The sequence below is a fragment of the Geodermatophilus sp. SYSU D00697 genome (genome assembly GCF_054050175.1).
In genome coordinates this window covers 214,148-230,573 of sequence record NZ_JBJGYV010000004.1, presented here as the reverse complement: position 1 = coordinate 230,573, position 16,426 = coordinate 214,148, and the positions used below count along the sequence as shown (strand labels likewise).

The following is a 16,426-nucleotide window of genomic DNA, read 5'->3' as shown; positions in this document are numbered from 1 at the left end:
TCGTGCGCTGACAGCCGCGGGAGCATCGCAGCGAGCGCCGGCGAGCGAGGAGCGGACGGCGGCGCGGAAGCGCACCGGTGTGTTCGTGCGCTGACAGCCGCGGGAGCATCGCAGCGAGCGAGGAGCGGACGGCGGCGCGGAAGCGCACCGGTGTGTTCGTGCGCTGACAGTCGCGGGACGCTGAGCGGAGTGCCAGGGGTGAGGATCCCTCGCCCCTGGCACTCCACTGGCGCTCAGCTCTTGGCGGGGAACTCGGGGAACCGGGCGCGCAGGTCCTTCTTCGAGAACTTGCCGACGCTGGTCTTGGGCACCTCGTCGATGAAGGCGACGGCGTCGGGCAGCCACCACTTGGCGACCTGTGGCCGCAGGTGCTCGAGCACCTCCTCCTCGGTCATCGTCTGGCCCTCCTTGACGACGACACAGGCCAGCGGGCGCTCGTCCCACTTCGGGTGCGGGATGCCGACGACCGCGGCCTCCTTCACCTTCGGGTGGCTCATGATCACGTTCTCGAGGTCGACCGAGCTGATCCACTCTCCGCCGGACTTGATGAGGTCCTTGGTGCGGTCGGCGATGCGGATCGAGCCGTACTCGTCCATGGCCGCGACGTCCCCGGTGCGCATCCAGCCGTCGTCCGTGGACAGCACGACGCCGGCGTCGGGGTTGTAGTAGTCCTGCGCGCACCACGGGCCGCGCACCTGCAGCTCACCGGTGGCCTTGTCGTCCCAGGGCTGGGGCTCCATCGTCTCGGCGTCGACGATGCGGGCCTCCACGCCGAGGAACGGGATGCCGGCCCGCGCCCGCTGGGTGGCCTTGGTCTCCTCGTCGGCGTCCAGGTAGCGCCGGGGCAGGATCCCCGACGACGCCACCGGGTGGGTCTCGGTCATGCCCCAGGCCTGCAGGATCGCCAGGCCCACCTGCTCGCGGTAGGCCTCCGAGAGCGCCTTGGGCACCGCCGAGCCACCGCAGCCGATCTCGCGCAGCTTGTGCGGGCGGCCGACCAGGTGCGGCAGCACGCCCTGCCAGATGGTGGGGACGCCGGCGGTGAAGGTGACGCCCTCCTCCACGATCAGGTCGGCCAGGGCCTGCGGCTGCATCATCGAGCCGGGCATGACGAGGGAGGACCCGGCGGCGGGGGCGGCCTGGGCGATGCCCCAGGCGTTGGCGTGGAACATCGGCACGACCGGCATGGCGACGTCCTGGATGCCCAGGCCGAAGGCGTTGGGCGCCATCACGCCCATGGTGTGCAGCCAGGTCGAGCGGTGGGTGTAGACGACGCCCTTGGGGTTGCCGGTGGTGCCGCTCGTGTAGCACATCGACGCGGCCCGGTACTCGTCGGTGACATGGAAGTCGACCGGGGACGCCTCGGCCAGCAGGGCCTCGTAGTCGAGCACCCGCGCGTCGTCGGGGATCTCGTTGTCCCCGCCGTCGTCCATGACCACGACGTGCCTGATCGTCTTCATGGTGTCGATCAGCGGCCACAGCAGCGGCAGCACGGTCCGGTCGACGAAGACGACCTCGTCCTCGGCGTGGTTGGCGATGTAGGTCAGCTGCTCGGGGAACAGCCGGATGTTGAGCGTGTGCAGCACCCGGCCGGTGGACGGCGCGGCGAAGTAGAGCTCCAGGTGGCGCTGGCTGTTCCACCCGAAGGTCGCCACGCGCCCGTCCTCGGAGATGCCGAGGGTGTCCAGGACCCCGCCGAGCTTCCGGGTGCGCTGCGCCCACTCCGCGTACGTCGTCCGCGTGATCCCGTCGGGCCCGGCGGTGGCGATGGTGCCGTCGCCGTAGTGCTGCTCGACGTGCCGGAAGATCGCATCGATCGTCAGAGGGAAGTCCTGCATCAGCCCACGCATGGCCGCATCGTGCCAGTGAGCTGGCTCACTCTCCACCGGTCCGCCTCCGCCGTGGGCGCGGACCGACCGCACCCGACCACACGGCGGTCCCGGGCTGCCGGAGGCCGACCGTCAACGCAGCACGACGGGCAGCTCCGACAGGCCGCGGATGACGAACTCCGGACGGCGCACCGGCTCCCCGCCCAGCTCCAGCAGCGACGTGCGGGCGAGCAGTGCGCCGAAGGAGGCCTGCAGCTCGACGCGGGCCAGGGGTGCGCCGATGCAGAAGTGGACGCCGGCGCCGAAGGAGATCTGCGGGTTGTCGGTGCGGCCGACGTCGAGGGTGTCCGGGTCGGCGAACACGGCCGGGTCGCGGTTGGCCGACCCGAGCAGCGCAGCGATCTTCTGCCCCTCCGGGACGGTGACCCCGCCGATCTCGACGTCCGCGGCCGCGGTGCGCTCGAACAGCTGCAGCGGCGAGTCGAAGCGCATGAGCTCCTCGATCGCGGTCGGCAGCAGGCTCCGGTCGGCCCGCAGCCGGGCGAGCTGGTCGGGGGTGCGCAGCAGGGCCAGCAGCCCGTTGCCGGTCACGTTCACCGTCGCCTCGTGGCCGGCGTTGAGCAGCAGGATGCAGGTGGTGACCAGCTCGTCCTCGGTCAGCGCGTCGCCGTCGGTGTCCCGGACGCTCACGAGGTGGCTGACCAGGTCCTCACCGAGGTGCGCCCGGCGGTCGGCGGCCAGCTCCCGGAGGTAGGCGACGAACTCGGCGGCCGCCCGCTCGGCGGCCTCCTCGACGGCCGCCGTCCGCCCGTACTCGTACATCTTCACGATCGCGTTGGACCACGGCCGCAGCAGCGGCCGGTCGGCCTGGGGGACGGCGAGCAGCTCGGCGATCACGTCGACGGGCAGCTGCTCGGCCATGCCGGAGAGGACGTCGACGGGCTCGGTGCCACCGGAGCGCTCGACGAGCTCGTCGACCAGGCGGGCGGCGAGCTCCTCGACCCAGGGCCGCAGCCGCTCCACGTGCCCGCGCGCGAACGCGGTGCTGATCAGCCGGCGCAGCCGCGTGTGGGAGGGCGGCTCCATCTCCAGGATGGCGTTGCGGTGGATCAGGTTGAAGCTCTCGAACCGTGCCGGGGGCTCCCTGTCCCGCCAGATCCGGCCCAGCCGCCGGTCCCGCAGGACGGCGTTGGCCTCGGCGTGGGTGAACGCCAGCCACAGGCCCAGCCCCTCGTGCCACTGCACCGGGGCCGCGGCCCGCGCCCGCGCGAACGCGGGGTAGGGGTCGGCGACGACGGCCGGGTCGGTGAGGTCGAGCAGGGCGGCGGCGCTGGTCACCCCCGGAGCCTAGGAGGGCCCGGCGGGCGGCTCCGTAGGCTCGTCCCCATGGCTCGTTCCGCGACCCGCAAGCGCTCCGCTGCCCCCGCTGCCGACGGCGGCGTCAACCCCAAGGCGCCGTGCCCGTGCGGCTCGGGCCGCCGGTACAAGCACTGCCACGGCTCGGGCTACGCGCCGCCGGTGGCCCGTCCCTTCGAGGGGCTGCCCGGCGAGCCGCACTGGGTGGCCCTGCGCGAGCTGGTGCCCGCGGCCACGGTGCCGCTGCGGACGACCGACGGCCGGGACGTGACCCTGGCCAGCGTCCTGCCCGGCGGCGCCCCCGCGCTGGTGCGGGCCAACGGGGAGATCCTGCTCGGCGTCCAGCTGCAGACCTCCTCCGACGACGTGAGCCGCGACCTCGGGACGGCCCTCGCCGCGGCCCTCGAGGCGCCCACCGGTGCGCCGGTCGACCCCGGACCGATCGGCGGCGCGGGCTCGGCCGGGCCGCGGCTGCAGGAGCTGCTCGACCTCGACGCCCCCTTCGAGGTCACCGTGCACCCCGACTTCGGCTTCTGGCTGGAGGGCACCGAGCCCTCCGCGGCGGCGAAGGCCGGGCTCGAGCAGGCGAACGCCGCGGTGCTGCCCACCGAGCTGCTGCCCGGCCTGGGGGCCGCCTACTGGGTGCGCCCCGGGAGCGAGCGGGCGCACCTGCGCTGGGTGCGGCCGGAGTCCGAGGAGCGGCTGCTCGATGCGCTGGCCCGGCTGCGGGCGGCCGAGCGGGTCACCCTCGGGGAGCAGACCCGCTACGCCGGGGCCTTCCGTGCCCACGGTCTCGTCGTCCCCGTGTGGGACCTGCCCGCCGACACCCCGGCCGCCGACTGGACCGGCCCGGCCACCGAGTTCCAGGCCCGGCTGGAGGAGGCGCTGGCCGTGACCGACCCGCTGACCCCCGACGAGCGCCGGGCCCGCGCCGGCCTGCTCTCCCGGCAGATCACCCTGCGCTGAGCCGCGCCTGCCCCGTCCACCCCGGTGGGCGGGGCAGGCGCACGCCGGGGCCGACGCGGGGTCCGGGGAGGGCTCGGCCGCGTCCGCGGACGCCGGCCGCGGGACGTCGCGGCGCAGCCCGTCCGGCGGTGTCCCGGAGGCCGTGGAACGGCGGATGTTGCCGGGGAGTAATGCCGTTCGCGACGCACGGCGACCCGGACCGGACGCATTGCACCCAAACGACTGGGGCGTTACGAGACCGTGACGCCGGATTGTCCGCGAGGGGTTGACGGCCCCCCGTTGTTAGCGCTCACACTGATCCCGCTCGCCAGGGGCGGGCCTGCGCCGGGTCGAGCGCGCAGAAGTCTCGAGGAGGAGATCACGTGAGCAGAAGGCTCGGCTTCGCCGCCGTGAGCGCCACCCTGGCGCTCACGCTGGCGGCGTGTGGCGGCGAGGGTGCCGGTGGCAGCGGAGGTGCCGGTGGGGGCGCCGAGGCGGAGGAGCTGACGATCGGCGTCTCGATGCCGACCCAGACCTCCGAGCGCTGGATCGCCGACGGCAACAACGTCAAGGAGCAGCTGGAGGGCGAGGGCTACACCGTCGACCTGCAGTACGCCAACGACGACATCCCGACGCAGTCGCAGCAGATCGACCAGATGATCACCGAGGGTGCCGACATCCTCGTCGTCGCGGCGATCGACGGCACGGCTCTCGCGGGCCAGCTGGAGAACGCGGCGTCCAACAACATCCCGGTCATCGCGTACGACCGGCTCATCCGCGACAGCGAGAACGTCGACTTCTACGTCACGTTCGACAACTTCCAGGTGGGCGTGGCCCAGGCCAACGCCCTGCTGACCGGCCTGGGCGTGCTCAACGCCGACGGCTCGGCGGGCAGCGCGACCGGCCCGTTCAACATCGAGCTGTTCGCCGGCTCGCTGGACGACAACAACGCCTTCTTCTTCTTCAACGGCGCCATGTCGGTCCTGCAGCCCAAGATCGACGACGGCACGCTGGTCGTGAAGTCGGGTCAGACCGACATCGAGCAGGCCGCGATCCTGCGCTGGCAGCAGGAGACCGCCCAGCGGCGGATGGAGGACCTGCTGACCTCCACCTACAACGACGGCTCGCGCGTCGACGGCGTCCTGTCGCCGTACGACGGTCTGTCCCGCGGCATCATCACCGCGCTGCAGAACGCCGGCTACGGCCCGAACCTCGACTCCCCGAACCCGATGCCGGTCGTCACCGGTCAGGACGCGGAGATCGCCTCGGTCAAGCTGATCGCCGACGGTGTCCAGAGCTCCACGATCTTCAAGGACACCCGTCTGCTGGCCGAGCAGGCCGTCGCCGCCGCCTCCGCGTTCGCCGAGGGCAACGAGCCCGAGGCCAACGACACCGAGACCTACGACAACGGCGTCAAGGTCGTCCCGTCGTACCTGCTCCCGGTCGAGACGGTCTACGCGGACAACATCCAGTCCGTGCTGGTCGACTCCGGCTACTGGACCCAGGAAGAGGTCGCCAGCGGCCAGGCGGACTGACCTCCGCCCCCCGAGTCCCGGCCGGGCTCGGCAGCCACTGCTGCCGGGCCCGGCCGGTACCACCCCGGGACGACGTCCCAGCTGAGCTGCCCACCCCGACCGGGCGGGCGCACACTCTCTCCACCATCCGCGGGCGCGCCCTGTGCACGGCAGGGGCACCGACGACAGGACGACGAGGTCCCATGGACGACTACATCCTGGAGATGCGCTCCATCACCAAGACGTTTCCCGGCGTGAAGGCGCTGTCGGACGTGAACCTGAAGGTCCGCCGCGGCGAGATCCACGCCATCTGCGGCGAGAACGGCGCCGGGAAGTCGACGCTGATGAAGGTGTTGTCGGGCGTCTACCCGGCCGGCAGCTACGACGGCGAGATCGTCTACGACGGCAACGTCAGCACGTTCGCGGGCATCCGCGACAGCGAGCACGTCGGCATCGTGATCATCCACCAGGAGCTCGCCCTGGTGCCCTACCTGTCGATCGCCGAGAACCTCTTCCTGGGCAACGAGGTCCGCGGCCGCGGCGGGCTCATCGACTGGAACAAGGCCAACGCCGAGGCCGCGCGGCTGCTCGACGAGGTCGGCCTCAAGGAGTACCCGGTCACCCCGGTGGGCCAGCTCGGCGTCGGCAAGCAGCAACTGGTCGAGATCGCCAAGGCGCTGTCCAAGGACGTGCGGCTGCTGATCCTCGACGAGCCGACCGCCGCGCTCAACGACAACGACTCGGCGCACCTGCTCGACCTGCTCCGGCGGCTCCGGGAGCGCGGGATCACCTGCATCATGATCTCGCACAAGCTCAACGAGATCACCGCGATCGCCGACAACGTCACCGTCATCCGCGACGGCAAGACCGTGGAGACGCTGAGCCTGCACGCCGGCGAGGTCACCCAGGAGCGGATCATCCGCGGGATGGTCGGCCGCGACCTGGAGAGCTACTACCCCGAGCGCGAGTCGCACCCCGGCGAGGAGGTCCTCCGCGTCGAGGACTGGACCGTCTGGCACCCGACGCAGGACCGCAAGATCGTCGAGGGGGCCAACCTCACCGTCCGCGCCGGTGAGGTCGTCGGCATCGCCGGCCTCATGGGCGCCGGACGCACTGAGCTGGCCATGAGCATCTTCGGGCGCGCCTACGGGCGGAACATCTCCGGCCGCCTCTTCGTGCACGGCAAGGAGATCCGGCCCCGCAACGTCGCCGACGCGATCGACGCCGGGATCGCCTACGCGACCGAGGACCGCAAGCACTACGGCCTCAACCTCATCGAGGACATCCGGCGCAACATCTCCGCCGCCGCGCTGTACAAGCTCGCCAGCAAGGGCTTCGTCAACGCGAACGAGGAGATCAAGGTCGCTGAGGGCTACCGCAAGAGCATGAACGTCAAGGCCCCCAGCGTCACCTCGGTCGTCGGGAAGCTCTCCGGCGGCAACCAGCAGAAGGTCGTGCTGTCCAAGTGGCTGTACACCGACCCCGAGGTGCTGATCCTCGACGAGCCCACCCGCGGCATCGACGTGGGTGCGAAGTACGAGATCTACACGATCATCAACCGGCTGGTCGCCGACGGTAAGGCGGTGCTCGTCATCTCCTCCGAGCTGCCCGAGCTGCTCGGCATCTGCGACCGGATCTACACGCTGTCCGCGGGCCGGATCACCGGTGAGGTGCCCGTCGCGCAGGCCACCCAGGAGAACCTCATGGAGCTCATGACCAAGGAGAAGGAGCTCGCGGCATGACCAGGACCGCGCCCCCGCGCCCCGAGGCCCCGCAGGAGCCGGCGCAGACTGCCGCCCTGCACACCGGGACCAGCAACCTCAAGGAACTGGTCACCCGCAACATGCGACAGAGCGGCATCTACGTCGCCTTCGTGGTGATCGTCGCGCTGTTCGCGATCCTGACCGACGGGACGTCGCTGTCTCCCGGCAACGTCACCAACATCGTCCTGCAGTACAGCTACATCCTGATCCTGGCCATCGGCATGGTCATCGTGATCATCGCCGGGCACATCGACCTCTCGGTCGGGTCGGTGGTGGCGCTGACCGGCGCGGTCTCCGCCGTCCTGGTGATCCGGCAGGGGATGCCCTGGTGGGCCGGCGTGCTCGCCGCGCTCGCCGTCGGCCTGGCCATCGGCGCCTGGCAGGGTTTCTGGGTCGCCTACGTCGGCATCCCGGCCTTCATCGTGACCCTCGCCGGCATGCTGCTGTTCCGCGGGCTCACCCTGCAGGTGCTCGACAACATCTCGCTGTCGCCGTTCCCGAGCGAGTACGGCCGGATCGCCAGCGGCTTCCTCAACGGGCTCATCGGCGGCGACGGCTACGACGCGTTCACCCTGCTGATCGGTGCGATCGGTGTCGCCGGGTACGCCTTCAGCAGCTTCCGCACCCGCGTCGCCCGCATCCGGTACCAGCAGCCGGTCGAGTCCTTCCCGCTGTTCGTGGCGAAGATCGTCCTGGTCGGCGCCGTCGTGATGTGGTTCGCCTGGCAGCTGGCCCACGCCCGCGGCCTGCCGATCGTGCTGATCATCCTGGCCGTCCTGGTCATCGCCTACGGCATCGTCACCAACCGCACCGTCTTCGGCCGCCAGGTGTACGCGATCGGTGGCAACCTCGCGGCCGCGACGCTGTCGGGCGTCAAGGTCCGGATGGTCAACTTCTGGATCTTCGTCAACATGGGCTTCCTGGCCGCGATCGCGGGCGTGGTCTTCTCGTCGCGGTCTAACGGCGCCCAGCCCAGCGCGGGCAACATGTTCGAGCTCGACGCGATCGCCGCCTGCTTCATCGGTGGCGCGGCCGTCACCGGCGGTGTGGGCACCGTCGTCGGCGCCATGGTCGGTGGCCTCATCATGGCCGTCATGAGCAACGGCATGCAGCTCATGGGCATCGACCAGTCCATCCAGTCGGTGGTCAAGGGCCTGGTCCTGCTCCTGGCCGTGGCCTTCGACGTCTACAACAAGCGGCGGGCCGGCGCCTCGCGCTGACCTCCCGGGCGGCCCCGCGCGAACCCGCGGGGCCGCCCCCGCCGGAACGGGGCGTCATTCCGGGGCGGGGCGCCCCGTCGACGAGAGGGGTGAGCGTGGAGCCCGAGGGGGCGACCCGGGCGCTGGTCATGTCGGACGTCGCCGCCCGCGCCGGTGTCTCGCACCAGACCGTCTCCCGCGTGATCAACGGGCACCGCAACGTCGCGCCGCAGACCCGCGAGCGGGTGGAGCGGGCGATCCGCGAGCTGGGCTACCGGCCCAACACCGCGGCGCGGGCCCTGGTGACCGGATCCACCCGCACCATCGGCTTCGTCGTCGTGAACATCAACCAGTACGGGCCCGCGCAGACCCTGGTCGGGCTGGAGCAGGCCGCGCGCACCGCGGGGTACTCCCTGTCGGTGACCGTCCTGGACGAGGCGACCGCGGAGGCGATGCGCGAGGCGGTGGACCGGTTCGTCGGGGCGTCGGTCGACGCGGTGGTCGCGCTGGCCACCTACGACGACGCGGCCGAGGCCCTGCACCAGGTGGACGTGCCGTTGCCGCTGGTCACCGTGCAGAGCGGCGGTGCCGTGGAGGAGCCCGCGGTCGGTGTGGACCAGGTCGCGGGGGCGCGCCTGGCCACCCGCCACCTGCTCGACCTCGGCCACCGGACCGTCCACCACGTCACCGGCCCGGCCGACTCCAAGGAGGCCCGGGACCGCATCGCCGGCTGGCGGACCGAGCTGCGCGCCGCCGGCGCGCAGGTGCCCGCGTACCTGCGCGGCAACTGGACGCCGTCGTCGGGGTATGCGGCCGGCCGGGAGCTGGCCGCCCGCATCCGGGACGGCGAGGAGATCACCGCGGTCTTCCTGGCCAACGACCAGATGGCGCTCGGCCTGCTCGCCGCACTCCACGAGGAGGGGCTGGAGGCGCCGCGCGACGTCAGCGTCGTGGGTTTCGACGACCTGCCGGAGGCGCCGTACTTCACCCCGCCCCTGACCACCGTCCGGCAGGACTTCGCCGAGCTGGGCCGGCGCGGGGTGGAGCTGGTGCTGGCCCGCCTCCGGGGGGAGGAGCTGCACCCCGACCCCGTGCCGCCGGCCCTGCTCGTCCGGTCGAGCACCGGGCCGGCGCCGCACCGGGCATGAGGCGGCTGGTCGTGGTGGCGTTGACATCTGACCGCGGGACCCGTCCCGCGGTCCACGGGACCGCTGGGGCCGGGTCGGTCACCGGTGGGGGAGAGGGATCCAGGACATGACGATGGACGTCGGCGCCGCGATCGCCGGAGGGCGCACGGCCCTGGGGATCGAGCTCGGATCGACCCGGATCAAGGCGGTGCTGATCGGTCCGGACTCCGCTCCGCTCGCCGTCGGCACCTCCGACTGGGAGAACCAGTTCGTGGACCGGTTGTGGACCTACTCGCTGGACGCCGTCTGGGCCGGTGTGCGGGAGAGCGTCGCGGCCCTGGCGGCCGACGTGCAGCGACGCCACGGGATCGAGCTGTCCACGGTCGGCGCACTCGGCGTGTCGGCGATGATGCACGGCTACCTGGCGTTCGACGCCGACGGTGAGCTGCTGACGCCGTTCCGCACCTGGCGCAACACGAACACGGGGGAGTCGGCCGAGCGGCTGAGCGCGGAGTTCGGCCACAACATCCCGCACCGCTGGAGCGTCGCCCACCTCTACCAGGCGATCCTGGACCGCGAGGAGCACGTCGGCCGGCTGGACCATCTGACGACCCTGTCCGGCTACGTGCACTGGCAGCTCACCGGCGACAAGGTGCTCGGTGTCGGCGACGCCAGCGGCATGTTCCCGATCGACAGCGACACCGGCGGCTACGACGCCGCGATGCTGGCCCGGTTCGACCAGCTCGCGGCCGAGGCGGGGGTGGAGCTGACCCTGGCGGACCTGCTGCCGGCGGTCGCCCTCGCCGGCCAGCCGGCCGGGACGCTGACCGAGGCGGGCGCGGCGCTGCTCGACCCCACCGGGCGGCTGCGCGCCGGCATCCCGCTCTGCCCGCCCGAGGGGGATGCCGGAACGGGGATGGTCGCCACCAACTCGGTCGCCCCGCGCACCGGCAACGTCTCCGCCGGGACGAGCATCTTCGCCATGGTCGTGCTCGAGCACGAGCTCAGCCGGATGCACCGCGAGCTCGACCTGGTCACCACGCCGGCCGGGGACCCGGTCGCCATGGTCCACTGCAACAACGGGGCCAGCGAACTGGACGCGTGGGCCGGGCTGTTCGCCGAGTTCGCCCGGGCGCTGGGGGTCGCGGCCGACCCGTCGGTCGTCTTCGAGACGCTCTTCACCGCCGCGCTCGGCGGTGCCAGCGACTGCGGCGGCCTGCTGGCGTACAACTACCTCTCCGGCGAGCCGATCACCGACTTCGAGGAGGGGCGGCCGCTGTTCGTGCGGTCCCCGGACAGCCGGTTCGACCTCGCGACCTTCATGCGGACGCACCTGTTCGCCTCCCTGGCCACCCTGCGCATCGGCATGGACGTGCTGCTGGAGACCGAGCGTGTGCGGCTCGATCGGATGTTCGCCCACGGCGGCCTGTTCAAGACCAGGGGCGTGGCCCAGCGCTTCCTGGCCGCGGCGATCGACACGCCGGTCTCCGTCGGTGACGTCGCGGCCGAGGGCGGCGCCTGGGGGATGGCCGTCCTCGCCGCCTTCGCCGCCGGGCGCGCGCCGGAGCAGAGCCTGGCCGACTACCTGGACACCGTGGTCTTCACCGGCACCGCGCTGGAGACCGTCGAGCCCGACCCGGCCGACGTCGCCGGGTTCGACGCGTTCATGCAGCGCTACGTCGCCGCACTCCCGGTCGAACGGGCCGCCGTGGACCACGTGGGGATCGGCCACCGGCCGGCCGACCCGCCACCCCCCGACGTCGAGACGACGGCGTCGGCCCTGATCGAGGAGCAGGCATGAACCCACCGACGGCGACGAGCGCCCGTACCGAGCGAGGCACGTTCCGCGAGCAGCGTGAGCACGTGGCCCGGTTGCACGGCTACCTGACCCGCTACGAGCTGGTCACCTGGACCTCGGGGAACGTCTCGGAGCGGGTGCCCGGCGAGGACCTCTTCGTCATCAAGGGCAGCGGCGTCGAGTACGACGAGCTGACCTGGGAGGGCATCACCGTCTGCGACCTCGACGGCAACGCCGTCGACGGGGTGAGGAAGCCCTCCAGCGACACCGACGCGCACGCCTACGTCTACCGGCACATGCCGGAGGTCAACGGGCAGGTGCACACGCACAGCCCGTACGCCACCGCGTGGGCCGCGCGCGGCGAGGCGATCCCGTGCGTGCTCACCGCGATGGGCGACGAGTTCGGGGGGCCCATCCCGGTCGGGCCGTTCGCGCTGATCGGCGACGACTCGATCGGCCAGGGGATCGTGGCCACGCTGCGCGGCTCCCGGTCGCCCGCCGTCCTCATGCAGAACCACGGCGTCTTCACCATCGGCCCGTCGGCGAAGGCCGCGGTCAAGGCGGCCGTCATGACCGAGGACGTCGCCCGCACGGTGCACTTCTCGCGCCAGCTCGGCGAGCCCCTGCCGATCGCTCAGTCCGACATCGACTCGCTCTACAACCGCTACCAGAACGTCTACGGACAGTGAGGAAGGACGCCCCCGTGGTCGCAGACCCGTTCACCGGGCACGAGCTGTGGTTCCTGACGGGCAGCCAGGGGCTGTACGGCGAGGAGACCCTCCAGCAGGTCGCCGAGCAGTCCCAGCGGGTGGCCGCCGCGCTCGACGAGGCCGGTGAGGTCCCGATCCGGGTGGTCTGGAAGCCGGTGCTCACCGACGCCGGCGCCATCCGGCGGGCGATGGGTGAGGCCAACGAGGACCCGGCCTGCGTCGGCGTCATCACCTGGATGCACACCTTCTCCCCGGCGAAGATGTGGATCAGCGGGCTCGACGCGCTGCGCAAGCCGCTGCTGCACCTGCACACCCAGGCCGACGCCGCCCTGCCGTGGGCGACGATCGACATGGACTTCATGAACCTCAACCAGGCCGCCCACGGCGACCGGGAGTACGGGTACATCCTCACCCGGCTGCGCATGCCGCGGACGACGGTCGCCGGCCACGTCGCCAACCCGCGGGTGCGGGCCCGGGTCGGGTCATGGGCCCGGGCCGCGGCCGCCGCGCACGCGGTGCGGTCGCTCAAGGTGGCCCGGTTCGGCGACAACATGCGCAACGTCGCGGTCACCGAGGGGGACAAGGTCGAGGCGGAGATCCGCTTCGGCGTCTCGGTGAACACCTGGGGCGTCAACGACCTGGTCGCCGTGGTGGACGCGGTGGAGGACAAGACGGTCGACGCCCTGGTCCAGGAGTACGGCGACCTCTACGAGTTCGCCGAGGACGCCGGCCCGGGCGGTCCGCAGCACGAGGCGGTGCGGTACCAGGCCCGCATCGAGGCGGCGCTGCGCACCTTCCTCGAGGACGGCGGGTTCGGGGCCTTCACCACGAACTTCGAGGACCTCGGCGGGCTGCGACAGCTCCCCGGCCTCGCCGTCCAGCGGCTGATGGCCGACGGCTACGGCTTCGGCGGCGAGGGCGACTGGAAGACGTCGGTGCTGCTGCACACCCTCAAGGTCGCCGCCACCGGGCTGCCCGGGGGCACGTCCTTCATGGAGGACTACACCTACGACCTGGCCGTCGACACCCCGACGATCCTCGGCGCGCACATGCTCGAGGTCTGCCCGACCATCGCCGGGGACGAGCCGCGGGTGGAGGTGCACCCGCTGGCGATCGGCGGCCGCGAGGACCCCGCCCGGCTGGTGTTCACCGCGGCCCCGGGCGAGGGCGTCGTCGTGGGCTGGTGCGACCTGGGCGACCGGTTCCGCTGGGTGGCCAACGAGATCGACGTCGTCGAGCCCGCCGAGCCGCTGCCGAACCTGCCCGTGGCGCGCGCGGTCTGGCAGCCGCGGCCGGACTTCGAGACGGCGACCGAGGGCTGGCTGACCGCCGGCGGGCCGCACCACACGGTGCTCTCGACGGCGCTGGGCGCCGAGGAGCTCACCGACCTGGCGGAGGTGTTCTCCACCGAGCTGGTGCTCATCGACGCGGACACCACCCGCCGGTCGCTGGCCAAGGAGCTGCGCTGGTCGGCGGCCTACCACCGGCTGGCCCAGGGGCTGTAGCCGCCCGGCACCCCCGTCCCCCGGGGCGGCCCGACCCCACCCCGAGGAGCTCGTGCTCTGCATGCACCCGGCAGGCAGAGCACGAGCTCCCCGGGGAGAGGGGTGCCCCGGCCGGGCGGCGTCGGCCCGGAGCGGGTCGCGGCGGACCGGGCAGCGGACGACGGCCGGGTCGTGTCCGGGTCGTGGCCGCCCCTGATCGCGGATGTCAGGCGAAGGTGACCAGCGGCTTGAGGATGCCGTCTTCCTTGGTCTGCATCATCGCGAAGGCACGCTCGATGTCGTCGAAGCCGAACCGGTGGGTGGTCAGTGGGGTCGGGTCGACGCGCCCGGTCTGCAGGAGCCGGAGGAGCCGGCCCATCCGCTCGCTGCCGCCCGGGCACAGCCCGGTGTGGATGGACTTGTCGTTCATGCCGAGCCCGATGCTGTCGAGGGGCAGCTGCAGCGGCGCGGGGTTCTCCCCGTGGTAACCGATGTTGGACACCCTGCCGCCGGCCTTGGTGACGCGCAGGCAACCCTCGAAGGTCTCCGGGAACCCGAACGCCTCGATGGCCGCATCGACGCCCTCGCCGTCGGTGAGGTCCATGATCTGCTCGACCGGGTCGCCCTCGGTGAAGTCGACGACGTCGTCCGCGCCGAAGCGGCGGGCCAGCTCCTTGCGTTCGGGCCGCGACTCCACGGCGATCACCCGCCCGGCTCCGAGCAGGTTGGCCCCCATCGTGGCGCACAGCCCGACAGGTCCCTGCGCGAAGACCGCCACGGTCTCGCCGAGCTGGAGACGGGCGTGCTCGGCTCCCATGAAGCCGGTGGAGAGCATGTCGCAGGTGTAGGCCGCCTGCTCGTCGCTGACGTCGTCCGGGATGGCCGCGAGGTTGGCCGCGGCCGCGGGCACGACGAAGTACTCGGCCATGGTGCCGTCCATCTGGGCGGTGTACCGATAGCCGCCGAGGGCGCCCCCGCACTGGCTGGAGAACCCGCGCTGGCAGTAGCTGCACCGGAAGCACGGCGTCACGGCGTTGACCGCGACGCGCTGTCCCTCGGTGAACCCGGACACCTCCGAGCCCAGCGCGTGGACCACGCCCACCGACTCGTGGCCCAGCGTGCGCCCGTTCTCGACCGGTAGGGCGCCCTTGACCGTGTGGACGTCGGACGTGCAGACCAGTGCCGCCGTCGTCCGGACGACGGCCTCCTCCGGACCCGGCGTCGGGAGGGGCTTCTCCACCACCGCGGTCTTGCCGACCTCGAGCATCACGAACGCGCGCATCACGTCGGCCATGGGTCGCTCCTTGGCACCGGATCCCGGAACCGGGCGGCCAGGCGGTGCGCCCGGTCCACGGCCCCGTCTCGGGGCCGATGCGCAGGAGGGTGGCAGAGTCGGGCACGGCTGCACACCCGCCGCTGCGCGGCCGACCGGGGTCTACAGCGGGTCGCGGGCGACGGGGCAGCTCATGCACCGCGGCCCGCCGCGGCCGCTGCCGAGCTCGGAGCCGGCGATCCGGACCACCTCGATCCCGGCGGCCTCCAGCGCGGCGTTGGTGACCGTGTTGCGCTCGTAGGCGACGGTCAGCCGCGGGGCCAGCGCGAGGGTGTTGTTGCCGTCGTCCCACTGCTCGCGCTCGGCGGTGACCGGGTCCAGACCGGTGTCGATCACCCGCAGCCGGTCGATGCCCATCGCGGTGGCCGCGGCCTCGAGGAACGGCGCCGGGCCGCGCACCACGAGGTCGGTCGCGTCGTCGCCGGCCGTCGGGCCGGCCCCGCCCTCCCCGGCCGTCACCGTCCAGGCCACCAGGGAGTCGGCGACCGCGGGGTACATGACCAGCGCGTCGACGTCGACCATCGTGGCGATGGTGTCCAGGTGCATGGTCGCCCGCTGCTGGGCGATCGGGACGACCAGCACCGTGTGCGCCAGGCCGCGGGCGAACACCCGCTGCGCCAGGCGCTCGGCTCCCCCCGGAGTCGTCCGCTCGCCGACGCCCACCGCCACGACCCCCGGCGCCAGCAGCAGGACGTCGCCGCCCTCCAGGTGCTCCAGCGAGGCGTCGTAGAGCTGCTCGGCGCCGGCGAATCGCGGGTGGTGGGCGTAGACGGCGGCGGTGATCGTGCTCTCCCGGTGCCGGGCCGGCATCGCCAGCGACGTGACCGCCACCTGGTCGCCGACCCACACCGACGAGTCGCGGGTGAACAGCAGGTTGGGCAGCGGCCGGACGACGAACTCGTGCCGGTCCATGAGCTCGTAGGACAGGCCGCGCGCGCCGGGCAGCTCGTCGTGGGCCAGCCCGGCGATCAGCGTGGCGGCGAGGTCGTCGGGTGCCAGGCCGGCGAGGTGGGTTTCCGCCGTGCGGGTGAGGGTGGTGCCCAGCCGCGGGTCGTCGACGGCGGCGGCGACCAGCTCGTCCCGCGCGGCCGTGACCTCGAGCACCTCGGCCAGCAGCCGATCCAGGTAGAGCACCTCGACGCCGCGGGCGGTGAGCTCGGCGGCGAAGCGGTCGTGCTCCTCCTGCGCGCGCGGCACCCACGGCACGCCGTCGAAGAGCAGCTCGTCGTTGTTGCGCGGGGTCAGCCGCCGCAGCTCGGCACCGGGCCGGTGCAGGAGCACCGTGCGCAGCGGCCCCACCTCGCTGGTCGCGCCCGGGACGGTCTCGGCGGCTCCGCTCATGGGGCGAGGCTGGCACAGCGCACGCCG

12 protein-coding genes are annotated in these 16,426 nt (G+C 72.4%); 8 read left to right on the top strand and 4 right to left on the bottom strand.

The window, feature by feature from the left end; all coding sequences use genetic code 11:
- Positions 1-233: 233 nt before the first annotated feature.
- Together ACI79C_RS06035 and ACI79C_RS06030 are read right to left on the bottom strand one after the other, a co-directional pair.
- Positions 234-1,850 (bottom strand): long-chain fatty acid--CoA ligase, encoded by a 1,617-nt coding sequence (locus ACI79C_RS06035; protein WP_456944720.1) that lies wholly within the window; start codon positions 1,848-1,850, stop codon positions 234-236.
- A gap of 111 nt (positions 1,851-1,961) precedes the next feature.
- Positions 1,962-3,167: a cytochrome P450 gene (locus tag ACI79C_RS06030; RefSeq protein WP_456944719.1), complete on the bottom strand. Its 1,206-nt coding sequence runs from the start codon at positions 3,165-3,167 to the stop codon at positions 1,962-1,964.
- A 48-nt stretch (positions 3,168-3,215) separates the two neighbouring features.
- On the opposite strand from ACI79C_RS06030, the gene ACI79C_RS06025 reads away from it, so the two are divergent.
- The 8 genes from ACI79C_RS06025 to araA all read left to right on the top strand — a co-directional run bounded on the left by ACI79C_RS06025 (position 3,216) and on the right by araA (position 13,746).
- A complete protein-coding gene (locus ACI79C_RS06025; protein ID WP_456944718.1) occupies positions 3,216-4,151 on the top strand; it encodes a DUF5926 family protein in 936 nt (311 codons plus the stop codon).
- 362 nt (positions 4,152-4,513) lie between these two features.
- Complete coding sequence (gene chvE / locus ACI79C_RS06020) at positions 4,514-5,665, top strand: multiple monosaccharide ABC transporter substrate-binding protein (protein ID WP_456944717.1); 1,152 nt, start codon at positions 4,514-4,516, stop codon at positions 5,663-5,665.
- 182 nt (positions 5,666-5,847) lie between these two features.
- Positions 5,848-7,386 (top strand): multiple monosaccharide ABC transporter ATP-binding protein, encoded by a 1,539-nt coding sequence (mmsA, locus tag ACI79C_RS06015; RefSeq protein WP_456944716.1) that lies wholly within the window; start codon positions 5,848-5,850, stop codon positions 7,384-7,386.
- Positions 7,383-8,627, top strand: coding sequence for a multiple monosaccharide ABC transporter permease (gene mmsB / locus ACI79C_RS06010; RefSeq protein WP_456944715.1), 1,245 nt, complete (start codon positions 7,383-7,385; stop codon positions 8,625-8,627). The genes mmsA and mmsB overlap by 4 nt, the downstream gene beginning before the upstream one ends.
- Positions 8,628-8,716: 89 nt before the next feature.
- Positions 8,717-9,754, top strand: coding sequence for a LacI family DNA-binding transcriptional regulator (locus ACI79C_RS06005; protein ID WP_456944714.1), 1,038 nt, complete (start codon positions 8,717-8,719; stop codon positions 9,752-9,754).
- A 106-nt stretch (positions 9,755-9,860) separates the two neighbouring features.
- The gene (locus ACI79C_RS06000) at positions 9,861-11,534 is read left to right on the top strand and encodes a xylulokinase (protein ID WP_456944713.1); all 1,674 of its coding nucleotides are present in this window, start codon (positions 9,861-9,863) and stop codon (positions 11,532-11,534) included.
- Positions 11,531-12,220, top strand: a complete 690-nt coding sequence (locus tag ACI79C_RS05995; protein WP_456944712.1) for an L-ribulose-5-phosphate 4-epimerase — start codon at positions 11,531-11,533, stop codon at positions 12,218-12,220. The genes ACI79C_RS06000 and ACI79C_RS05995 overlap by 4 nt, the downstream gene beginning before the upstream one ends.
- Positions 12,221-12,234: 14 nt before the next feature.
- Positions 12,235-13,746 (top strand): L-arabinose isomerase, encoded by a 1,512-nt coding sequence (araA, locus tag ACI79C_RS05990; RefSeq protein ID WP_456944711.1) that lies wholly within the window; start codon positions 12,235-12,237, stop codon positions 13,744-13,746.
- A gap of 205 nt (positions 13,747-13,951) precedes the next feature.
- Here araA and ACI79C_RS05985 read toward each other — a convergent pair whose 3' ends face one another.
- Together ACI79C_RS05985 and ACI79C_RS05980 are read right to left on the bottom strand one after the other, a co-directional pair.
- A complete protein-coding gene (locus ACI79C_RS05985; protein WP_456944710.1) occupies positions 13,952-15,019 on the bottom strand; it encodes an NAD(P)-dependent alcohol dehydrogenase in 1,068 nt (355 codons plus the stop codon).
- A gap of 141 nt (positions 15,020-15,160) precedes the next feature.
- Complete coding sequence (locus tag ACI79C_RS05980) at positions 15,161-16,399, bottom strand: arginine deiminase (protein WP_456944709.1); 1,239 nt, start codon at positions 16,397-16,399, stop codon at positions 15,161-15,163.
- Between the last annotated feature and the right edge of the window lie 27 nt (positions 16,400-16,426).